This window comes from Streptomyces sp. NPDC060049 (assembly GCF_042736715.1).
Taxonomy (GTDB): Bacteria; Actinomycetota; Actinomycetes; order Streptomycetales; family Streptomycetaceae; genus Streptomyces.
In genome coordinates this window covers 109782-129716 of sequence record NZ_JBHWVV010000023.1, presented here as the reverse complement: position 1 = coordinate 129716, position 19935 = coordinate 109782, and the positions used below count along the sequence as shown (strand labels likewise).

19 protein-coding genes are annotated in these 19935 nt (G+C 68.4%); 8 read left to right on the top strand and 11 right to left on the bottom strand.

The annotated features are described in order from the left end of the window. Positions 1 to 300: 300 nt before the first annotated feature. Complete coding sequence (locus tag ACFWBY_RS32500; protein ID WP_385334266.1) at positions 301 to 444, bottom strand: cold-shock protein; 144 nt, start codon at positions 442 to 444, stop codon at positions 301 to 303. Positions 445 to 1447: 1003 nt separating this feature from the next. On the opposite strand from ACFWBY_RS32500, the gene ACFWBY_RS32495 reads away from it, so the two are divergent. Beyond that, positions 1448 to 1810, top strand: a complete 363-nt coding sequence (locus ACFWBY_RS32495) for a hypothetical protein (RefSeq protein WP_385334260.1) — start codon at positions 1448 to 1450, stop codon at positions 1808 to 1810. A gap of 863 nt (positions 1811 to 2673) precedes the next feature. On the opposite strand, the gene ACFWBY_RS32490 is transcribed toward ACFWBY_RS32495, so the two are convergent. Beyond that, positions 2674 to 3159 carry a hypothetical protein gene (locus ACFWBY_RS32490; protein WP_385334258.1) on the bottom strand — a complete coding sequence of 162 codons (486 nt, stop codon included), beginning with the start codon at positions 3157 to 3159 and terminating at the stop codon, positions 2674 to 2676. A gap of 424 nt (positions 3160 to 3583) precedes the next feature. On the opposite strand from ACFWBY_RS32490, the gene ACFWBY_RS32485 reads away from it, so the two are divergent. After that, entirely contained in the window at positions 3584 to 4081 is a 498-nt protein-coding gene (locus ACFWBY_RS32485) for a hypothetical protein (protein ID WP_385334256.1), read from the top strand. A gap of 192 nt (positions 4082 to 4273) precedes the next feature. Here the strand turns inward: ACFWBY_RS32485 and ACFWBY_RS32480 are convergent. The 3 genes from ACFWBY_RS32480 to ACFWBY_RS32470 form a co-directional block, all read right to left on the bottom strand. Continuing rightward, positions 4274 to 5082, bottom strand: a protein-coding gene (locus ACFWBY_RS32480) for an IS5 family transposase (RefSeq protein ID WP_385334254.1) whose coding sequence is annotated in 2 segments (ribosomal slippage) — positions 4274 to 4734 and positions 4734 to 5082 — 810 coding nt in all. Because the reading frame shifts where the segments join, the coding sequence is not laid out codon by codon here. Between the two features lie 646 nt (positions 5083 to 5728). Continuing rightward, positions 5729 to 6607 (bottom strand): hypothetical protein, encoded by an 879-nt coding sequence (locus ACFWBY_RS32475; protein ID WP_385334252.1) that lies wholly within the window; start codon positions 6605 to 6607, stop codon positions 5729 to 5731. Continuing rightward, positions 6607 to 7176 carry an RNA polymerase sigma factor gene (locus ACFWBY_RS32470; RefSeq protein WP_385334250.1) on the bottom strand — a complete coding sequence of 190 codons (570 nt, stop codon included), beginning with the start codon at positions 7174 to 7176 and terminating at the stop codon, positions 6607 to 6609. Before ACFWBY_RS32470 ends, ACFWBY_RS32475 begins: the two co-directional genes overlap by 1 nt. An 893-nt stretch (positions 7177 to 8069) precedes the next feature. Here ACFWBY_RS32470 and ACFWBY_RS32465 point away from each other — a divergent pair. Together ACFWBY_RS32465 and ACFWBY_RS32460 are read left to right on the top strand one after the other, a co-directional pair. Further along, positions 8070 to 9494: a hypothetical protein gene (locus tag ACFWBY_RS32465; RefSeq protein ID WP_385334248.1), complete on the top strand. Its 1425-nt coding sequence runs from the start codon at positions 8070 to 8072 to the stop codon at positions 9492 to 9494. A gap of 625 nt (positions 9495 to 10119) precedes the next feature. Then, positions 10120 to 10578 (top strand): DUF6228 family protein, encoded by a 459-nt coding sequence (locus tag ACFWBY_RS32460; RefSeq protein WP_385334246.1) that lies wholly within the window; start codon positions 10120 to 10122, stop codon positions 10576 to 10578. Between the two features lie 164 nt (positions 10579 to 10742). Here ACFWBY_RS32460 and ACFWBY_RS32455 read toward each other — a convergent pair whose 3' ends face one another. Then, complete coding sequence (locus tag ACFWBY_RS32455; RefSeq protein ID WP_385334244.1) at positions 10743 to 10985, bottom strand: hypothetical protein; 243 nt, start codon at positions 10983 to 10985, stop codon at positions 10743 to 10745. A 1327-nt stretch (positions 10986 to 12312) separates the two neighbouring features. After that, a complete protein-coding gene (locus tag ACFWBY_RS32450) occupies positions 12313 to 12594 on the bottom strand; it encodes a hypothetical protein (protein ID WP_385334243.1) in 282 nt (93 codons plus the stop codon). A gap of 62 nt (positions 12595 to 12656) precedes the next feature. Between ACFWBY_RS32450 and ACFWBY_RS32445 the strand changes: the two genes are divergently transcribed. Further along, positions 12657 to 13235, top strand: coding sequence for an RICIN domain-containing protein (locus tag ACFWBY_RS32445; RefSeq protein WP_385334241.1), 579 nt, complete (start codon positions 12657 to 12659; stop codon positions 13233 to 13235). A gap of 226 nt (positions 13236 to 13461) precedes the next feature. On the opposite strand, the gene trxA is transcribed toward ACFWBY_RS32445, so the two are convergent. The 4 genes from trxA to ACFWBY_RS32425 form a co-directional block, all read right to left on the bottom strand. Beyond that, positions 13462 to 13791: a thioredoxin gene (gene trxA, locus ACFWBY_RS32440; protein WP_385334239.1), complete on the bottom strand. Its 330-nt coding sequence runs from the start codon at positions 13789 to 13791 to the stop codon at positions 13462 to 13464. 566 nt (positions 13792 to 14357) lie between these two features. Continuing rightward, entirely contained in the window at positions 14358 to 14975 is a 618-nt protein-coding gene (locus tag ACFWBY_RS32435) for a hypothetical protein (RefSeq protein WP_385334237.1), read from the bottom strand. Between the two features lie 297 nt (positions 14976 to 15272). After that, entirely contained in the window at positions 15273 to 15599 is a 327-nt protein-coding gene (locus ACFWBY_RS32430; RefSeq protein ID WP_385334264.1) for a hypothetical protein, read from the bottom strand. Further along, a complete protein-coding gene (locus ACFWBY_RS32425; protein ID WP_385334235.1) occupies positions 15596 to 16309 on the bottom strand; it encodes an HNH endonuclease family protein in 714 nt (237 codons plus the stop codon). Before ACFWBY_RS32425 ends, ACFWBY_RS32430 begins: the two co-directional genes overlap by 4 nt. A gap of 921 nt (positions 16310 to 17230) precedes the next feature. Here ACFWBY_RS32425 and ACFWBY_RS32420 point away from each other — a divergent pair. Genes ACFWBY_RS32420 through ACFWBY_RS32410 form a run of 3 tightly spaced genes read left to right on the top strand, consistent with a single transcriptional unit; the run spans position 17231 to position 19823 of the window. Continuing rightward, positions 17231 to 17509 carry a hypothetical protein gene (locus tag ACFWBY_RS32420; protein ID WP_385334233.1) on the top strand — a complete coding sequence of 93 codons (279 nt, stop codon included), beginning with the start codon at positions 17231 to 17233 and terminating at the stop codon, positions 17507 to 17509. After that, positions 17503 to 18105 carry an RNA polymerase sigma factor gene (locus ACFWBY_RS32415; protein ID WP_385334231.1) on the top strand — a complete coding sequence of 201 codons (603 nt, stop codon included), beginning with the start codon at positions 17503 to 17505 and terminating at the stop codon, positions 18103 to 18105. The genes ACFWBY_RS32420 and ACFWBY_RS32415 overlap by 7 nt, the downstream gene beginning before the upstream one ends. After that, the gene (locus ACFWBY_RS32410; RefSeq protein ID WP_385334229.1) at positions 18102 to 19823 is read left to right on the top strand and encodes a hypothetical protein; all 1722 of its coding nucleotides are present in this window, start codon (positions 18102 to 18104) and stop codon (positions 19821 to 19823) included. Before ACFWBY_RS32415 ends, ACFWBY_RS32410 begins: the two co-directional genes overlap by 4 nt. Positions 19824 to 19935 lie beyond the last annotated feature (112 nt).

Below are 19935 nucleotides of genomic sequence, written 5' to 3'. Positions count from 1 at the left end.
GCGGGTACCTGAGCGCTGCGCGCTCAGGACTGAACGGGCTCACTGCGCTCGCCCGAGGGGGGCCGCCTCGCTGCGCTCGGCGGGGCTGCTTCGCAGCCTGGGCCGGCCTTCGGCCGGTGGCTCTCCGCTTCGCTCCGAGCCCGGATCCGGCGCTTCGCTTCGGACTGGCTCCGGGGTTCCGCTGCGCTCCACCCCGGAGTTCGAACTCCCTCGCTCCGCTCGGGAAGTGACCCCGTTTCACGGGTTCCGGGCCTCCGGCCCGTTGGGGTGGCTCCGCTCCGCGGGCCCAGCCAGAGGCAATCAGAGAGCCCTCACCTGATCAGCCTGCGGACTACGCTGCCCCTGACTGATCTCGAACTCCACCCGCTGATTCTCCTCCAGGTTCCGGAACCCCGAGCCCTGGATAGCACTGAAGTTGAACCACTTCACAGTCCCCTGAGCCATACCCAACCCCCACATGTCCACAACAGCGAGCACGAGACCCGCACCCGACAACAGCCACATCCTCCCCACACCCCCCAACACAAAACCCCGCCCGGAAGCCGAACCGAAACTGGCCTGCGCCCGACAGGAAAACGAACACGCCACACCCGAAGCGCTGCTCTGATCCTGAGTCACGTCCGGAGCAACCCCAGTCACACACCTCTGTGCTTCATTTTCTCAGCCGGATAGAGACATGAAACCAGACACTGCTGCCAGCATCGTGCGGACAACAAGATGATGAACTGGCGTCGACCAGCGAAACTGCGCAGCGGTTGGGTCCCTGACTGTCCCTCACACCCCTTACGAGCTGCAGGTTCACGGTGAAGGCCAGTGTCACCACGGTGACGCCGAGAGTGAAGGCAGGAGACGGATTCACCGTCCGGTAGTCGGCACCGCTGACATCTCACACGACCGGCCCGCACCCGGCCGGACCGCTACCAGGGCCCCTGGCAATCCGAAATCCCGCGCCGATCGCTACATCCCGAAACGATCACTGGATCCCCAGGTCAGCACCTCACCCACCCAGTGATCACTACGGATTTGTCAGTGGTCGGAACTCTGCTGCCGAGCTCCTGCACCGCCGACGGCCGCCCGCCTCGCTGCCGAGCTGGCCGAGGGTTCCGGCACAGTGCCCGCGGTACCCCGTTCCCCCGGCCGGCGCCCCTTGGGACCCGGAGCGGACAGGACCGCTCCCTGACCGGCCGTCACTAGCCCGGACCTGCTGTCTGCTTGGGGCGGCCCGGTGGTACTGCTGCCCCCAGAGCGCTCTGGGCACCGGGCCTCACCCGCGCACGCCATATCGGCGCGGGCTGCCGCCGACCCTAGCGCCAAGCCTCCGATCAAAACGGCGATCTTCGTAAGTCCTGCGCGCGCGGTCCCGTGCAGGCCATGCTCACCAGCGAACATGATCACGAAAGACCGGCCAAGGCCATCAAGGCCGCTCCCACAAGGACGGAGCCATCCCATGCCCACAGAAGAACCCACGCCGACCGAGTTCGAATTCGAACTGCCACGCGGCATCCGCGATTCAGCCGGGGTCCTGCACAGGACAGGAAGAATGCGGCTAGCAACCGCGCACGACGAGATTGAGCCCCTGGCCGACCTTCGGGTCAGGAAGAACCCCGCCTATCTGGGCATTCTCCTGCTGAGCTCGGTCATCACCCGGGTGGGAACCATCACCGACATCCGCCCCGAAACAATCGAGCAGCTCTACGCAACCGACCTTGCCTACCTGCAAGACCTCTACGAGCGCATCAACGCCTCAGATGGCCTCCCCACGATCGAAGCGGGCTCAGACCGTCTCGGCGAACCTGAGCCGCTCGCCTGAGGGCAAGGCGGGCCATATCGGCGCCGGCTGCCGTCGACCCTAGCGGCCAGCGGCAGGACCTAAACCCCTGCCGCTTCCCGCAACCCGAGGCCACAGACGCCCCTCTGAGCGCCGCTCAGGCAACCCCTGCCGAAGAGCGGGGCGGCGGAGCACTGCCACGCGGCCAGGCGCCCGCACAGAGGTAAGGACGGGGCTGCTGCGGGCCGCTTGGCACTCCGGGCTCAGCCGACCACTGGTTGCATTCCTTTGCCCCGCAGGGGCGGGCCCCGGCGCGCAGCGCCTGCCCGAAGGGCAGCATCCTTCGTCCGCCCGTGCCCGAAGGGCACATAGGGGGCGGACCAGCCCGCAGGGCTGTCCATTAGACGCACGATAGGCATACAAAAGGGCGACGCTTCCTTCGCCGCCCTTTTGCTATTCGACCGGAGTCATCTATCCGGCTCACATTGCCCAACCAGGTGCGCAGTACCCGTATCCGTTGAGTTCGAACTCAAGGCCGCTCCAGTCGCAGGCTGAACAGACAGCCCACTGGCGAACCTTCCGCTCCACCCCGCCCGCACCGCACCGCGGGCAGGTCAGCCCCTCCGCCTGCGGTGCCTCTTCCTCTGCCTGCGCCTTGAGACCCCAGCCGTAGCGGCTCCGGACTTCGTCCACGGACGCCTCGTGACAGTTCCGGGTGACCTCGGCGAGGGTCGAGCCGGGCCGTTCAAGGCACGTGAGGACTGCGGCCACGGCAAGATTGACCGCAGCCGCCTCCGACGCGGAGAGGGCGAGGGAATCGAGCACGAGATCAGCGCCCCGGTTCACTGCCTCGAATACGACAGAAAGGCCGCCGGTGCGCAGCGGTGCCGGTAGCGGGCCGGTGGTCAGCGCCTGCGGCGGAAGGGGTCCTCGGCCTTGCCGCGCAAGATGTCCCGCACGATCACGGCGACTTCGCGGGCGCCGTCGGCGGTGGCCGGCGCGTAGATGGAGTGGACGCTGGTCTGCTGCTGGTTGACGGTGAGGTCCCAGCCGCTGTTCAGGTAGATGCCGACGGCCAGCCCGGTGCGGCCGTCCAGTCCCCAGGTCGGTCCGCCGCTCACCGGCTCGACGGCGGTGGTGCCGCGTCCCCGGGCCGGGGCTGGGGTCAGTCCCTCCCTCGTGAGCGCGGTGTTCAGCGCTCGGGACAGTTCGGCCAGTTCGGTGATGGTCCGCTCGACGGCGGGTCGGCCGTACTTGGTGCTGGTCGCCTCGGCAGCGGCGGTGACCAGCCAGCCCAGCCCTTCGTTCTGGCGGTCGTGGCCGTACTTGGCGGCGGTTGCCTGACGAAGAACGTCGCCGCCCACGCCGTCGAGCGCCAGCCAGCCCCTCAACCGTGCTGCACCGCACGCCCCTGCATCGGCGGCTCGTACGGGAAGCGAGGCCACATTTACCAAGATCAACCCATGGCGTCAAGACACGAATTTCGGTTACATGACGCCCGCCTCGCCTTGGCCTCTACTTGAAACACGACCACACGTCCGGAAATGCGGAAATCTGACGATGAAGCCTTCCAACACTCGCAATATTCCGGCCGTCGTCCCCAGCCCCGGCGGGCGGCATCACCCCTCCCGGCGACCGCAATGGCGGCTCCCGGACTCCGCGGGCCGCGGCCGAATGTCGGCACGCGAAGACGAAGTGGTGAAAGGGTGCGAAAGCCACCCATGTGAAGGTCAGATCTCCTGACAACACGCCGAATGTCTGAGCCGACCAGCCTCTGACCGAGGGTCGGCGCATTTCACGAGAAAAGGATTTGCCATGGACAAAGTCTCGCGGAGCCGACGATTCGTGGTGCTCGCAGCGTCGGCCACCTTGGTCACTGGAGGGGCCCTCCTCTCCTACCCCGCGTTCGCCGCCCCAGCGCAGCAGCAGAGCGCTGCGGCCGCCGCTGGGAATGCGACCTCGCTCAGCACGACGCAGACCCCGAAGGGCGGCATGCCATCGATGCTGCCGACCACCTATTTCGGCTGCGGCCGACCAGCGCACGGCGGCACTCCGTACCAACCGAACGGTACTGAGGAGTGGAGGCGTGGCTACTGTGACGGCCATTTCGCGGGCGCGCAGGCCGGCGAGAGGGACGGAAAGCTGTGCCGTCCGAAGAATCTGCCTTTGTTCCCCCCCCTTGGCACTGAGTACGCAGAGGGTCAGCGGTCCGGCTATCTAAGTGGCTACAAAGACTTCTACGGGTGGAATTACAAACACGGACATTGTCGCTTTCTCGTTATGAAGCACCCCTATTATCCGCCGGTGAAATGACATCGAGCCGACTGGTCTCCTGCCGCGCGAGAATGCGCCGGCAGTGCGCTGTCCGGCCCTCGTCCTTTCCCGCAGGGGCGAGGTTGCGCATGCGGGCGACGCCGCGCACCGCGTCGCGCGTGCCATCGCTTTTGGGCGGCGGCGGTCGACGCGGCGTAGCTTCCTCGAGCTCACTAAGAGCTCGTAACACGATCATGAGTCGGGCTTGTTGAGGCGTCGCCAGCAAATGAGGCTGCAGGCGAGGGAGACGAAGGCGTCGTGGAGTTCGGTGCGGCGTTCCCATCGGACGGCGAGTCGTTTGAACTGGCGGAGCAGGGCGAAGGTCTGCTCGACGACGTAGCGGAGCTTGCCCATGCCCTTGATGTTCGGTGCTCCTTTGCGGGAGATGACGGGCAGGATCCGGCGTTTACGCAGTTCATCGCGGTTGCGGTTGGAGTCGTAGCCCTTGTCTCCGAGCAGGGCCTCGGGACGTCGGCGGGGCCGGCCAGGGCGCCCTGCCACGGGTGGGATACCGTCGACCAGGGCGAGGGTCTGGGTGACGTCGTTGACGTTCGCCGCGGTCGTGATGACCTTGAGCGGGGTGCCGCGTCCGTCGCAGATCAGGTGGTGTTTGCTGCCTGTCTTCCGCCGGTCGACCGGCGACGGACCGGTGTCGGCTCCCCCTTTTTCGCCCGGATGTGGGAACCGTCCACGCACGCCCTGGACCAGTCGAGGCGGCCGGCCGCGTTCAGCTCGGCCAGCAGGATCCGGTGCAGCTGGTCGAAGACCCCTGCCCGCTGCCACCGCTCCAGCCTTCGCCAGCAGGTCTGTCCCGAGCCGAACCCCAGCTCAGGCGGCAGGAGTTGCCAGGCGATGTCGTTACAGAGCACGTACAGGATGCCTTGCAGGCACAGCCGGTCAGCCACCGGCCGCGGCCCCGGTGACCTCGCCGGCCAGGGCGGCAGCAGAGGCTCGATCAATGCCCACAAGTCGTCGTCCACGATCCACGGCCGAGTACTCACACCATCCCGAACGGCCGAATCGTCACACCGGTCACGGCCGACCAGGACATCTCATCAAGATCCTGTTACGAGCTCTTAGGGGGTCACATTGCAGATTCCGAAGGGACCACTACATGTCGAGTGCACCGGGCCACAAGACCACCACGGCGCAGGAGCCCCAGCGGCATCGGCTTCGTGTGTATGTCCATCTACTGGGGGTCAGCTGCGGCCTCTTGGTCGTCTTGGCCGTGCTCATGGGCGTGCGCCTGGGCTCCGACGGCTGGGCCGACGCCATCAGCGCCGCATGTGGGGCCGGTAGCCTCGCCGTCGCCTTTATTGCCCTCCTCCGCCGCCCCTAGCGACTCCCCCAGGGCGGGCGCCAAGGCGCAGTTTCGACCTCGCGAGAACACCCGAGTAACGTCCGGTCCGCGGCACGGGCCAGTAGGGGCAGGAGCTCGGCCGCGGTACGTCCGCGGGGGTCCGCGCGAGCTCGGTGGTCAGTCGCTTCGCTCCTTTCGGTGCCAGCGGGCCCACAGGCGGCCGGCGATCCAGATGACAGCGGCGACTGTGAGGCCGGCGACCACGTTCTCGATGATGTCGTTCACGATGGGTGTGCCTTTCACGTGCCGGTCGGCCCAGGGCCGACCGGCACCCGTGCGGGGAAGGGTTACTGGGCGGCGAGGGCCTTGGGCAGGTGGGGGTAGCGCATGAACAGGTGCATCTCGTCGCGCATGGGGAGTTCGCGGGCGAAGCCCTCGGCGAGTTCGGTGCGGTGGCGGACGGGTTCGGGGACGTGGCGTTCGGGAGTGAAGGCGAGCATCTGTGCGATCGCGCGCCAGGCGCGGGCTTCGGTGGTGGGTCCGATCGCGGCGTGGTGGGCGGCCAGGAGGTGGGCTGCGAGGGGGTCGCCGGCGCCGGCGGCGAAGCGCCACCAGTAGAGGGCGGATTCTCGTTTGTCGAGGCTGTAGAGGAGGCAGCCGAAGGTACGGGCGCCGGCCTCGTCGTAGTCGGCCGCGAACGCGGCGAGGGTGTCGATCTCGCCGGAGCGCAGGACGGTGGTGCATAGCTGGGTGACGTATCCGAAGGCCATGTACTGGCTTGCGCCGGGGTCTGTGGTGATGATCGGCTCGGGTCGGCGCCGCCCGCCGCGGCGGATGCGGGGCCGGGTGCTGGTGCCGGGACGGACGGTGTGGGGGGCGGGGCCGGTGGGAGGCGGAGCGAGCTGGGTGAGCTCGGCCGGCTCCTCGCCGTACGGTTGCGGACCGGGATCGCCGATCGCCACCGAGGCGTACTGGATACGGGACGGGCGGCGGGCTTCGGCGGCGATGCGGGCGGCCAGGCGCTGCATGAAGTCCTCGGTGCTGCGGCCGACCACCTGGGCGCGGATCGCCTCGGCCTGGTGGGCCATCAGCTCGGCGGAGGCCTCCGTTCCCGTGCCGGCCCGTGCCGGGTCCGCGGACGGCTGGTCCTTGGTCCCGTCGTCCTCCGCGTGGGCGGTGGGTTCGTGTGCGGTACCGGCCTGCTGGTTCGGGAGGTCTTCCGGCATCAGGAGTCCCCTTTCTCCTTTGGAAGTTCCGTGAGCATGAGTGTCTCCAGACGTTTCCTGGCTCTGGAGGCGTTGGTCTTCGCGGCGGTCTCGGTGATGCCCAGGGCTTGGGCGATCTGCGGGTAGGACAGGCCCAGCAGGTCGTAGAGCTGGAGGCATTGGGCCTGCAGCGGTGCGATCGCGGCGAGATCCTCCATCGCGCGGTCCAGGCGGTCGTAGCGGCCCAGCTCCATCAGGTAGGTGGTGGTGGGCAGCTCGGCGACCGGACGCTCGTTGCCGCTCAGGCGGGCCGCGCGGCGCAGGAAGTCGATGATCGCGTGGTTGAGGATCCGAAGGGCCAGCGCGAGCGGGTTGGGATGGACAAGGATGCGTTCGATCTTGCGGTGCATGATGACCATGGCGTCCATGACGGCGTCCTCGGCGTCATGGGGGTTGCGCAGGCTGTAGGTGGCTATGCCCATGAACTTTTCCCAGTGCTCGCGGATGAAGTCCTCGCCGCGGGGGTCGAGGACGGGGCGGGCGGGTTCCGGGCCGAGAACGTCGTTCTCCCTGCCGAACGGGTCGTTCATCGCCCCTCCCGGTCGGCCGGACTACGCCCGTGACGGCGAAGCGCGGCCGTGTGGTGCTGGTGGATCCAATGGCCGGGCCGAATGCCGGCGGGAAGCGTGGCGGTGCGGGCCTGCGAGGCGGTGCGGGCGGTGAACCGTGCGACGGCTCCGAAGCACGCAGTGGTCGTCCGGTAGGCGCAGGCCGAGCCGTGCGCGTACCGGGTCCAAGTGAGCCCCACGAAGCCTCCTTCTTGATCCAGAGCGAGCCCCTCGCGGCGACTCTGCGACGAGGAGCGGAACAGCGGCGTGTTCTGCCCTCTAGACCGTTCAGGACCCCCCTCGGAGTTACGTCACCCACCCCCGACTTCACACACACAGTTATCGGATCATCACATTTAGTTCGCTGACCAGCGGATTCCCCCCCTCCACGTGATCCACATCACAACACACGCTCGAATACGCCCCACCTGTCCAACCGGCGCACACCCCCGCGAACCACCTGATAAAACTTCAAGGCCTTGAAGGCTCCTGAACCAGAAAAATCCGTCCAAAGACGCGGCCGACAACACCAACACCGAATGGCAGTCAGGCCCCGCTGCCCATGGTGACGACGGTGCCGAGGCAGCCCGGGCAGCAGGCAGACCAAGGAAGACCTCAAGGACGTCCCGAAGAGCTCCGACGGGTTCGGAGAACACTCAAGATCGATGAAGAGCACTGAACAGTGCTGCCCTGTGCCGACCGGCGCGGCCGTGCAGTATGGCGCGGCCGCCGTCGCCCGTCGCCCTTCCGAACGCAGCATTCCGGTGTTTCGCTGGCTCGCGCCAGCACGGCGCCGACGCCGAGGTCGGGTTGGCAGTCGGCCACCCAGAGCATCCAGGGATGCATGAGGGGGTCCTGACGGAGAGCCTGGCCTCATGAACCATCAGAAGCGGGCTGTGGTGGACCCTCCGGACAGCCGTGGCCTGCGTGGAGTCCGGGTGGATGGCGTGACCGTCGGTCGGGCCTGGTCGATGCGGGAGCTCCGTCGGCTGCTGTCCCGGTCCGGGTTTCCCGAGAAGACGGAGTTTGCCGTCAGCCCGGCAGTGGTCTGGTACGGGGGAGGCTCGGACACCTGGCCCGACCGATCGCTTCGGCGGCGCGCCACGCTGGTGCTGCTGGTAGCAGGTCTGCTCGGATCCGCGGTCCTGCTGGTAGACATCGGCCTCCCGGACATCTTCGGGGCACTTACCTTCGCGGGCCGGGTCATGGGGTGGATGTTCGTCGTAGGCGGCTTCTTCCAGGCTGTGGCGGCGGCAGCAGCTTCCGACGAATGGGGCAAGAGGGTCTTCAAATATTCCGGTGCTGTCACCCTGGTCGGGGTGGTCATTGCGCTGGTCGTGTGCAGCCTGCTGCTGACCCTCTGGTTGCAGAAGAGGGAGTACTTCCCGTACTTCCTCAGCTATCTCTCGCTGTGGGTCTGGTCCCTGTGGGCCATTTGGCGAGTGGGGCGCGAGAAGCCGTGGCGAGGAATCCCACATCCTCGCAGCTTTGCACTGGGGGTCACCGCGTCCGGCCTTCTGGCCGCGATGAACCTGGCGTACTCGGGGCTCTACCAGCCCACCACCGCCCTTGACCAAATCAACTATCAGGTGGCTTTCGGCACCCCGTACGCCGATCCCAAGGCACCCATCATGCACGTACCGACGACCGTCACCCTGGAGAACACCGGGACCGTGCCGTTCTGGACGCTCGGCAGCGCGGTCACCGTCCGCGGCAGGTTGTCAAAGTCCAGACCGAACCAGGAGAAGATCCCGGACTGGCGCGAGGGCGAGGGCGAGAGCCAACTCTACGCGGGCTCACCCGCCTACAAACTCGTCTACTGGGGCGGTCTGCAGCCTCCCGGCAGCTGGGTCAGCCCGGGGGACCGGGTCGTGATGCAGAAAGTGATCCAGCTACCCCAGAACGCGCCCTTCGACTCCCTTGAAATGTCCAGCCACCTGATCTCGATGAGGAAAGACCGTGGCTCCGTCGACCAAGGGTTCGGGACGACGCACTGGTCGTGGAAACCGGACAAGGTGACTGAGCGTGTGGGCTGCGAGTGCGGGGACGTCGGACTCAACCTCGGTCGGCTCCGCTACAACAGCAACCTCTTGAATGTGACGCGCAAGCCGCGCCACGTGCTGTCGATCAGCTACGTGAACAATGACGTGCCCGAGGACTTCGCCATCAACATCTCGCCTATGGACAGGGCGGGCAAGTTCTCGTGGGATTCCGTGCTCGAAAGCCGCCTCGGCCTCGTGGAGAAGTCAACCAGCGTTGCGACCGTCTCACTCGCCCAGCTGCGGAAACAGCTGGGCTGAGCCGGGCGCTGCCTCGACCGTCCTGCGCACTTCTCGGGGCCGGGCACGGGCGGCGAGGCGTTGCAGAAGGGGTTGGAGGCACTGCAGTACATCGCGCGGGAGGGCCGGCTGCCGGGGCGCGGCGTAGTTCAGGTCTTGGCCGATGGGAGCGAGCACCGTACTGGGATCTGGGTCGGGAACATCAAGGCCCTCCGCGACAAGCTCGACCAGAGCTCCGCGCGCTCGCCGAACTCGGCTCGACTGGGCGCGGTGATCGGGGTGGGGCCGCGATCCGCTCGAATTCCGTCACCTCCCCCGGAGCGGCGTCGCTGGCTTCGTCGATCGCCTTCAGCAGCCGCAGCGGCCGCTCCGGATCGGCCTTGGCCCGCGCCGAGGACGGGCCGCAGTGCCCAGGACCGGCCGCGGCGAGATGCTCGCCAACCTGCCGGGACACTCCGGGCACAGCGGGACCGTCCGGCCCACCCGCACGCAGCCGGCCCACCTCGGGCCGACGACCAGGAACCCAGGGCGGATCAGGGTGCCGGTGACGGCGCCGATGATCGCCTCGGTGGTGTCCCTGAGGCGGATCTTGGTCCTTCTCTGCACCAATGACAGGGCGGGTTCCACGCTGGCCTAGGGTTCACTCATGAACTCCCCGGACGACGATTTCGATGAACGGCCGTGTGTAACCATCCGCTGCCAAGACGACTCGTCCGTAAAAGTCACCTTCCGCGACCGCAACAGCTCGGACGACTACTGCGTGCACTACGCGGTCGAGATACAGGCGCCAGGGCTCAGCGCTCGCCTCGACGAAGCCGTGGCCTGGATCGGAGACAGAACCGATCTTGCACCGTTCCTGGAGAGGCTTGCCGGGGACTTCACCGGCTGGGACGGCGAGCGATGTTGGGAGACCAACGACCACGACCTCACCGTGTCAGCAGTCTTCCGGCACGGTGGGTACGTCGGTTTGACATGGACGCTGCGCCCCTGGCGGAAGACCTCCGGCGGCTGGAGCGCATCCGTGACCACGCACCTGGAAGCCGGCGAGCAAATGGCATCCCTCGCCGCCGACATCCGTCACTTCCTCGAAAAACAAGCCAGCTGATTCCGACGAGACCCCGACCGAAAAGGGCCGAATCACCGTCGCCGGTCGCACCGATTCAGCGTCGGTGCAGTCACCCGACCACCCTCTATATCCAGTCAGGTATCGGCTGGCCAGGGGCTTAACGACCAAGTCTCGACCCCGGAGGCGTCAGTCCAGTTCTCCAGCTACTCACGCGCTTTGGCAACGTCCGTCGGCATCGGGCACAGGGTCCACGGGGCCGTCAGGGCGTGGCCGGTGAACAGAGCCGCCAGCAGTGCGCGCCATTCCTTGTAGGGCCGTTGCAGCAGTTCCTGGCCGTCCAGTTGCAGGACGTCGAACGCGACGAAGTAGGCCGGCCACCGGGCGGCCAGGGTCGGGGCGCTGCGGTCACGGGCGGCGGCGCGGCGTTGCAACGCCTCGAACGACAAGCGCCCCGCTTTTGGGTCCCAGACGACCAGTTCGCCATCGAGGACTGCCGGCTCCCCGACCCCGGACATATGCCAGCGCGGGCCGCCACCGGGTAGGGGCGGCCCGCGCTGGGGGTTCGTCGGAGGCTCCCGCACAGCCGTAGGACGGCGGGGCGAGACCCTCGACCGGCTCAGCGCTCGTTCAGTTCGGCCGCGGGTACGGACGGCGTGGGCCCAGCTCCCGCTCCACGACCGATGACGGCTCCAGGTATGCGACGGGCACGCCGTCGTACGAGACGTCGTCCAGGGGCCGTACGTGCTGTGGTGCGCGCACCCAGACCCGGTGTTCGGCCGGCCCCACGGTGTCTCCGCGGACCGTTGAGCGCCCACGCCCTGCCGTATGTTCGGACCTATGACGCACGCCACGAAATCCCGGCTGGTGGCCCAGTGAGCAGTTGGTGGGCCTATTTGGAGGAACGGACCTGCCGAGAGGTCGACGCCGACGTGTTGCGGGATCGTCGGCTGCCGGCGGTCAGGTCCGTCTGGGAGGCACTGCGTCCGTTGGGGGTGGACCTACACGAGGCTGAGCTGGTGGTCCGCGAGCGGTACGAGGCCCTCGGCGACCGAGTGCAGCGCACGCCTCCCGATCCGCTCGACCTCCCCTCACTGGCAGCTCGCGCCGCGGCTCTCCCAGGGCGTGTGGCGGCGGTGGAGGCACTTTGGGACGGCGACACCGTGCATGACTGGTTCGTGTTCCTAGTCGCGGTCCTGGACGGGCCAGATAGGGAGGGCCACCTGGCGACCATCTACCACCGCCCTGACGGCTCCCCCCTTAGCGATGCCGCCGCCGAGGCAGGCCGGGCGCTGGCTGGCCATCTTGGCGTGCCGTTCCACTTCGCTTCCCCCGACGTCCCTGATGACGACGCCCCGCGATGGCGGACAGTCCAGCGGCAGGCGAAGGCGCCGCGACCTGGAGCCAAGGGTGGCTCTCGGTGACCTAAGGAGGCCGAACCATCCGGTGCCTCCCGCAACCGGGTACCTGGATCTTGCTGTTGGCGACGAGCCAGGCGGCGACCGCGCGGCGGTCCGGTCGGTCCCCTTCGTGCGGAGCGGAGTGATTCGACCTCGGATGGGCGTTGCGGATCACGCCATGGGAAGGTGTCCGACGCTAGGCCCATTGGCTTTGATAAGGAGCAGTACAAGCTCCGCAACGAGGTCGTGCGCACCATGAACCTGCTGAAGCACTCCCGGGCGGTGGCGACACCGCTACGACGAGAGGGTGCGCGTCCTCCACGGCACGGTCACCGGTCCTCGATCCGCGTCTGGATCCGGCGGTGTTCTGCCGCTCCTACCGCAGGTGTAGGACCGATGCGCTCCAGCCGACGGCTTCAGGGGTATGCCAGCGGGGCCACTCTCCTGTCCTGGCCATTTCCTGGCCGGCGGCGAACGCTTGTTGTTGGGTTGGGTTGTGTTCCTGGACGCGTTTCCACAGGTCACGTGCCTGCGCGTGATGACCGGAGCTGATGAGGAACTCGATCAGATCCTGCGCGAAGCCCCACGCAGTGAGTAGCGCGTCAGGAGCTGTCTGCGCGACCTGCTTGGGGTCGGCTGAGCTGGCGAACGAAGGCACCAGTTCGCCGGTACACCGACCGGCCCCCGCGCCATCAGCTCCGGAACCACGCAGGCGCAGCGGTGACGGGACCGGCGTACCAGGGCGTTCAGAACCAGAGTTTCCAGTTCAAACTGGGCCTGGGGCCCGGCGGATTCACGTATCGGATCGAGAATGTGTACAGCGGCATGGTCTTGAGCATGAACGCCAATGGGTCGGTGACCGTCCAGCCCTCCGGCACCTCGAACGACCAGCACTTCTCGCTTGTCAACCAGGCAGACGGCTCCGTCGGTATCCGCGGCGCCCACAACGGCCTGGTCCTCGACATGTCCAGCGCGGGCACGGTGACGGGCCGGGCCTACGCCGGCAACACGAACCAGAGCTTCAACCTCTTCACCAAGGTGACGGTTCGACAGGCATCCGCAGCAAGTACTACTGGCTCGGCGCCTGATCAAGCAGCTCTGCCCGCCGCACCCGACGGTGATCGGCATGGTCCGGCCCCACCGCGCCGGCACCATGGCGAGCCCGGCGGCCCCGCCGCAGACCGCAGTCCGCGGCGGGGTCCCGGCAGGCCCTCGGCCTGTCCCAGCCCGGGACGGACCAGGCTCTGTGTCTGGGACGGGATCAGTGCCACCTCGCTCCAGCCCCCGGCGCCGGTGTAGGTACACAACCACAACGCGTTATTCCCACCGTTGTGGGCGTAGAACAGCTTGTCTTGGCCCGCGGTCAGAGCGGGAGCGAACAGGGTGCCGTCGCCGATCCGCCCTTATCCGCTGCGGCCGCTACCGGCTCCGTCGGGCTCTGTCGTGGGGCGGCTCGGATCCGATCTGCGAGGGCCGTCTGTCGCCTCAGGGAGACGGCTGTCCCGACGGCCTGACCCTCCCGGTGTCAGCGGGCGCTGAGAAAGGGGTCCAGCTCCCGCTCCAGGGCGGCTTTCGGCTTGGCACCGACGATGGTCTGGACGACCTCACCGCCTTGATAGACGTTCAACGTGGGGATGGACATCACGCCGTATTTGGCGGCCGTTGCCGGATTCTGATCGATGTTCAGCTTGACGATCTCGATCTTGTCCCCGTGTTCGGCCGCGATTGCCTCCAAGGAGGGTGCGATCTGTCGGCATGGACCACACCACTCGGCCCAGAAGTCGACCAGCACGGGCTTGTCGCTCTTGAGGACGTCCTCATCGAAAGAAGCGTCGGTCACAGTCTTGAGAGCCACAAGGGCCTCCTCTTCAACGGGTAGCACTCGATGTCCGCACCGGCAGCAAGCCGCGGTGAGCGGCGGTGAGCGGCGGTGAGCGGCGGTGATGGCCAACACCAAGTGTGATCGACGGCTTCACCGAGCTACAGGCGCCTCACCGATTCGGCTTGGAATGCGTCACGAGGCGATCGGGGCTGTTCCTCGTGTCCGGGTGCGCGCTTCGTGGCAAAGGTCAGGCGTTCGCATGCCGTGGGGCAATGGCTCGTCGGGGCGCGGCGTGATGCGTCGGCAGGTGTCCTGCGGCAGCCTTGAGACGCTGCAACCCCTCGCTGGGCAGGAGGCCGTCCCCGCCTTCTCAATCGTGACGCGGGGACTTCGTCGTCCAGACGCCCACCACCCGCCCGACCGTGCTGGGCAAGCCCTTCACCCGCTGTTCGAGCAGGCGGGATCCGGCCCCTTCGCCCGGGCACCGCGTGGCCACCGCGTCCCCCCACGCTGGGCTGGCAGGCTGGTCTGCGGAGCCTGCCCGGGTCTTCCTTCGCACGTCGGCCCGGGCGGGCCGCCACCTCGCCCGGCGTATCCGGTCAGCGGTAGGGACTCCAGCGTCCAAAACGTGCCATCAGTCTGCGCGCGGCGTCTTCGTCGAGTCCCAGCGCGGTGGCGGCCTGTGCGGTGTCGAGGTCGCCCGCGGTGCCGCGGGCTGCCCAGTAGCCGACCCGCTCCGCGGTGACCTCCAGACGGCGAGCCGCCCGTACAGCCGCGACCGGGGCCGTCTTGGTGAGCTTGTCGATCTCCTCTTCCAGCCGCTCCAACAGCGTGGTGACCGTCTCCGGCAAGGGAACGGTGGTCGCCTCGACCTGGCCGGTGTGTCCATCCCAGTCACGCAGGCAGGCATCCGCCTGATCGTCTCCTCCATCAGCCAGGCCCTGGTCCTGGTCACCGATGGCCTCCCAGTCCAGGCGATACTCAGGGCCGACCCAGCCACAGGAGCACACCGCGCGCAGCGCGGCCGCACGCCGTGCGTTGGACTGGCGGCCGTCGTAAACGCTCCACTGCGAGACGGCCTCTCCTCCCGAGCCCGAGGCACTGTCGAAGAACACGGGGTCCGGGACGCTGCCGTCGGCCAGGAGTACACCGACCGCTCCCGCGTGTGAGGTGCCGAACTCCTCCGTCGTCCACGTCTCGCGCCTGCCCACACCCATGACAATCCTCCCAACTGGCCGCCCTACGACCCCGGCGCCACCGGCCGGTGGTACCGGACTACGACAATGCCGCAGCCCGACCGCCGACGGACCCGTATCCACGAACAAATCACGTGGCCAGAGCTGGCGTGGTTCAGAACATCCACAGCACGTCGGCCCTCGTTTGCGGCGGCACGCAAGAGCGGGACCGCCGCCGTCCGGACGACCTGCGGGCAGACGCTCGCGGCAGCCAGACGAGCCGAGGTGAGGTGCTCTGGGGGTGAGGTGCGCTTCTGGGGTGAGGTGCTCTGGCAGCGGCTAGGGATGGGGGACTTCGGCAGCGCCGCCTGCCTGCACGGCGTCGACGACGCGCTCGTGGAAGACGGCGAGGCCTTCGGGTGGGAGCGGGGCCGGGCTGCCGGTGAGGGTGTACCACTCCTCCGCGCCGGTGTACTGGATGCGGACTTGGACCATGTTGTCCGGGCCGGCCTCGGTCGTCACGCTGACGTCGCCGGTGATGACGCCGACCTCGTCGGTCATCGCCCCGCCGGGCCCCGCCTTCACGTGCGAGGTCAGCGGAACCGACCCGTCGGAACCACCGCTGTCGCCGGGGTGCGGGGCGTCGTCTGGCTGGTGGGTGGTCATGAGGGGCACGTCTCCAGCATCTCGTTCAGCTTCATCTTCTCCGGCTCGGTGACGGTGAGCTGGTAGGTGCTCTTCACATTCGTCCACGCCATGGCGTACGTGCACCAGTAGGTCTTGACGGGGGGCTGCCACTCGTCGGGGCCTTGGTCGCCCTTGGCCCGGTTCGTTGCCGCCGACACCGCCAGCAGCTGGGGGTGGGTGAGGTCGTTCGCGAACTCCTTGCGGCGCTCGGCCGTCCATGAGCCGGCGCCCGAACGCCAGGCGTTCGCCAAAGGCACCATGTGGTCGATGTCGAGCTTCCCCGCGTCGGTGACCGTGATCCCGTCGTACACGGATACCCAAGTACCCGAAACAGCCTTGCACTCGCTGTCGCGTTTCACGTCCTTGCCGGCCCGCTCGAGGACGACGTCCCGGGTGTCACACCCGTCACCCTGCCCGGCCCAGTGCGTGAACTTGGCCCTGCTGTAACCGGTCATCGCCTGCTGGGTGGCAACCTTCAGCCCGCCGAGCTGGGTGCGGGCCACCGCCGTCGTCGACAGACCCGGAAGCGCCCGCACCGCCGGCGCACCCCGCTCTCCCGCCGGTCCCTGACCGGGCAGGGACGGCTTCGCGTCACTGCCGACCGTCACCCCCGGGCTGCAGCCCGCAAGACCCCCAACCAGCACAACGGCCGTCACCAGCCGGACACCCAGCCGCATCTGATGCGACATAACCACCCCAACTATCTGAAAAGCACCTCCATGATCTTACCCTCCGCGCCAACCTGGCCAAGACCGTCCCGGCGCTCCCCCAGCTGGGCGCTGCATCCGGGTCATGTAGCGAGGCGGAGTGTCGGCCCGCATGCATACGGCGTGCCGCGCCGCAGTCCACTCGGAGAACGCCGGTGGACCGTCTGCCATGAGGCACCGAAGACAGGCCCTTATGGCGAGCTTGCGCTCCGTCCGGTCCGCGAGGCGGACCCAGAGGTAGGCGCTGTCCAGGTCAACGCCGTCGTTCCAGCCGCTGCCGACCTGGACGACTTCCCCCTCGTAGATGGCGGCGGGTGCGGTAGTCGGCTGGGAGCAGGGCTTCGGGTCCGCGCACCACGTCTCCAACCTGGTACGGCGCGGACACGGCGCCGGGCCGGCGTCCGGTGCAGCTGGCCACCGCGGTCATCCCTGTGCGCGGGCGGCGAGGGCGAGCTTGAGCACCTGGGCCAGGTGCGGGCGTACGGCGCGGGCGGGCGGGATGGGGAGTTCGTCGTCCGGGGCGGTGTCCCAGCGGATGCCGTACGAGGGGGCATCGCCACCCCCGCTGGGGGCTGGAGCGGACGTCGGACTGGGGGCAGTCGGCGAGGAGGGTGACGGTGTCGGCTTCCACGAGCAGGGTCGCCGTGGTGTGCCTGGCTGTGAGGCAGGGGCCGTACGGCGCGTGTGGGCGACCTTCGCCGCGTCTACCGCCGGACATGCCGATGGGCCGTCTGCATGCCGGGAGCCTCACGTTTACGCCGGAGCGCGGGTCAGGCGTGATGTTCACTCTCCCGGGTGAATCGGGGGGCTGTGGGGGGAGAAGTGCGCTGTGGGGTTCGTCTGTGGGGCGAGGACGTGTTCACGCCGATCGCGTCCCGCCGAAAAGATGGAGAACCGCTGACCATGACGCCGTCCTTGGAGTGGCTCGGGCATGGCCCGGCCGCCGTGAGCGCGGTGCACGCGCTGGTTGTCCTGGTGCGTCTGTGCCGGAGAAGTCTCCTCAACCGCAAGGACACCCGATCCCAGACCGCCGGGGAGCGGACGGAAGAGGAGCTGTCCCTTTCCGGATTCGTCGTCGTACGGGTGGACGTCGCCGCCGAGGCGCGGGTGGACGTGCGAGTCACCGTCGCCGCTGCCCCCGGCGCCGCCGCGGTGGCGGGCGGGGAGCGGGGCCCGTGGTAGGCGAGGGAGCGGAGGAGGAGTTCACGCCGGCCGCGGATGTCGCGCAGCGGCTGCTGGAGGCGTATGCGGTGTTCGTGGCGACTGAGCCGGAGGCGCTGCGACGGTCGAACTTGTCGCTGGCGCTGGCGACGTGTCAGGACATCGTGCAGGAGGCGTACCTGCGGGTGGGACAGAAGGCCGCTGCCGGAGAGCTCGATGCGGATACGAACGTGATGGCCTATTTGCGGACGGCAGTCCGCAACCTCGCCGTCGACGAGCACCGCAAAGAGCAGCGCCAGCGCAAGCGGCTGGTGCTGATGGGCTCAGACGCCCTCGACGCCGTTCCTTCCGAACAGGAGTCCGGTGAGGGTGATCGGACGCGGCAGGAGCTGGTGAGGCGGGAGATCAGGCGGATGCCGCAGAGCCAGCAGCAGCAGGTCGTGGACCTGCAGAGCCGGGGGTTCACCGATGTGGAGATCGCGACGGTGCTCGGGATACCTGCGGGGCGGCTTCACAAATTGCGGAACAAGGCAGTCTCGTACCTAAAGCGCAAGCTCACTGGGCATATTCGGGATGGGCATCGGAAGAAGAAGAACCGTGGAAGGAAGGACAGGTGACGGATGTGAGCAGGTACGACGACCACCGCGGCGGGGCGGGCCGCCCGGAGCCGCTGGTCCCGGCCGGGCTCGCGCAACTGCTGGCTCAGCTCAAGGGCCCGCACGATTACTGGGACCGGCCCGACGGCTACTTCGGGCCCCTGACCGACACCTACGGACTGTCCGCCGAACAGCGGGCGCACGCGAACTCGCTGTACCGGCTGGGCTCCAAAGCGCTGCTGGGCGGTGAGCTGCTGCGGGCCGCGCAGTGGCTGGGCGAGGCGAGTGAGGCCGGGCATCCCGGCGCCCTGTTCCGCCTCGCCGCGCTGGCCGGACGCGCCGGGTACGGGCGGCGTGAGGACGTGCTGTTCCTGGTCGCGGAGGCAGCCCGCCACGGCCACGGCGACGCACGGCACCTCCTCGCCGCGACCGCACACCGCCGCCCCACCACGCCCGTCTGGCCCGTCGAGGACCCGCAGTTCTTCGAGGAGATCCGCGAACGGCTCGGCGTGAGCAAGCACCTCCTCACCCCCGAGCCCGACCACGACAACAGCGCCGCTGCCGCAGTACCCGCCGTGCCGGCTTCGCCGGCGGACGGATCTGGCGGGCCGCGGCTGGTGCTCGTGCCGCCGCCCATGTTCCCCTCCCCCGACCACCCCGCGGCCGACACGGGCACCCAGAGCGGCCCCATGACCGACCGGCCGCACCTGACCGCCCTCGACGGGCGGCAGTCCGGCGCGCTGATCCTGCCCCTGCCCGACCCCGCACCCCACCTGGCCGCCGCGGCCGCCGGCGCGGCAGCCGCGGCCCGCGCGGACGCCGTACACATGGAGGACGGTGGCTCAGATCCCTGGTCGGCTAACGCGCTGCGCCCCGCGATCCTCACCGACATGGCGCGATCGCCGAGCCTGCCCACGCAGCCGCCGCAGGAGCAGGCGATCGCGATCAGGGCCCGAGACCTGCTCCACCACATCCAGCACTCCGGAGGCATCAGCACCCGCGACCTCGCCCGGCGCACCGGCATGTCGGTGGCGTCCACGGCGTGGCTGCTGCACTGGCTGCGCGCGCAGTACCTCGTCGAGACGATCGCCGGCGCCCACCTGCCCGGCCCCGTCATGGAAATGGCGGACCGCCCCGAGCTACACCGGCAACTCATGCAGCAGACACTCGACGGGCTGCGCGACCAGCTCGGGGCCGCCGTCTACCTCTCCGCCTACACCGACGGCGACATCAACATCCTGCAGTCCTCCCATAGCGACAGAGCCCCAGCCGTCCGCCCCGGAGCTCCCTTCATCGAGACCGGCCATGCGAGCGCCGTCGGCAAAGCCCACCTCGCCGACCTGGACTTCGACGCCCGCCTCGAGCACCTCACCCGCTACAAGCCCGTCCCCCTGACCCGGCGCACCATCACCGACCCCCGGATCCTGTTCGACAACCTGGACGGCCACGGCCCTCACGCCCCCCAGCTCGACCTCTTCGAGTACTCCACTCACAACCTCTGCGCGGCGATCTCTCTGACCCTGCCGGGCACCGATGCGACCTGCATCGCGCTGGCCCTGCCCACCGACCAGCATCACCGCCTCATCCGGACCGCCGCAGCCCTCAGCCAGGCCTCCACGGGCCTTCTCCTCGCCCGCCTCCTCACCACCACCGCCACCCGGATGACGAACACCCCCACAGGCGGCGAGCCCTGGTCCACGGAGGACACCCCGACACCCCCGGCCATCGCCCTGCCCTGACCCACCCGCCTACACGAGCGTGGGGCCTTCCACCGGATCCGGTGGAAGGCCCCACGCCGAAGTCTGTCCGCCGACTAGGTGTTACAACGACGAACCTGGTTTCGATACGTAC

Bases quoted from the DNA above. Each gene is read 5' to 3' on its own strand.
- ACFWBY_RS32460 (WP_385334246.1), top strand. From the start codon at position 10,120: ATGAACTCCCCGGACGACGATTTCGATGAACGGCCGTGTGTAACCATC.
- ACFWBY_RS32420 (WP_385334233.1), top strand. From the start codon at position 17,231: ATGACGCCGTCCTTGGAGTGGCTCGGGCATGGCCCGGCCGCCGTGAGC.
- ACFWBY_RS32475 (WP_385334252.1), bottom strand. From the start codon at position 6,607: ATGCCGGAAGACCTCCCGAACCAGCAGGCCGGTACCGCACACGAACCC.
- ACFWBY_RS32470 (WP_385334250.1), bottom strand. From the start codon at position 7,176: ATGAACGACCCGTTCGGCAGGGAGAACGACGTTCTCGGCCCGGAACCC.
- ACFWBY_RS32430 (WP_385334264.1), bottom strand. From the start codon at position 15,599: ATGACCACCCACCAGCCAGACGACGCCCCGCACCCCGGCGACAGCGGT.
- ACFWBY_RS32495 (WP_385334260.1), top strand. From the start codon at position 1,448: ATGCCCACAGAAGAACCCACGCCGACCGAGTTCGAATTCGAACTGCCA.
- ACFWBY_RS32435 (WP_385334237.1), bottom strand. From the start codon at position 14,975: ATGGGTGTGGGCAGGCGCGAGACGTGGACGACGGAGGAGTTCGGCACC.
- ACFWBY_RS32425 (WP_385334235.1), bottom strand. From the start codon at position 16,309: ATGTCGCATCAGATGCGGCTGGGTGTCCGGCTGGTGACGGCCGTTGTG.
- ACFWBY_RS32485 (WP_385334256.1), top strand. From the start codon at position 3,584: ATGGACAAAGTCTCGCGGAGCCGACGATTCGTGGTGCTCGCAGCGTCG.
- ACFWBY_RS32465 (WP_385334248.1), top strand. From the start codon at position 8,070: ATGAACCATCAGAAGCGGGCTGTGGTGGACCCTCCGGACAGCCGTGGC.
- ACFWBY_RS32500 (WP_385334266.1), bottom strand. From the start codon at position 444: ATGGCTCAGGGGACTGTGAAGTGGTTCAACTTCAGTGCTATCCAGGGC.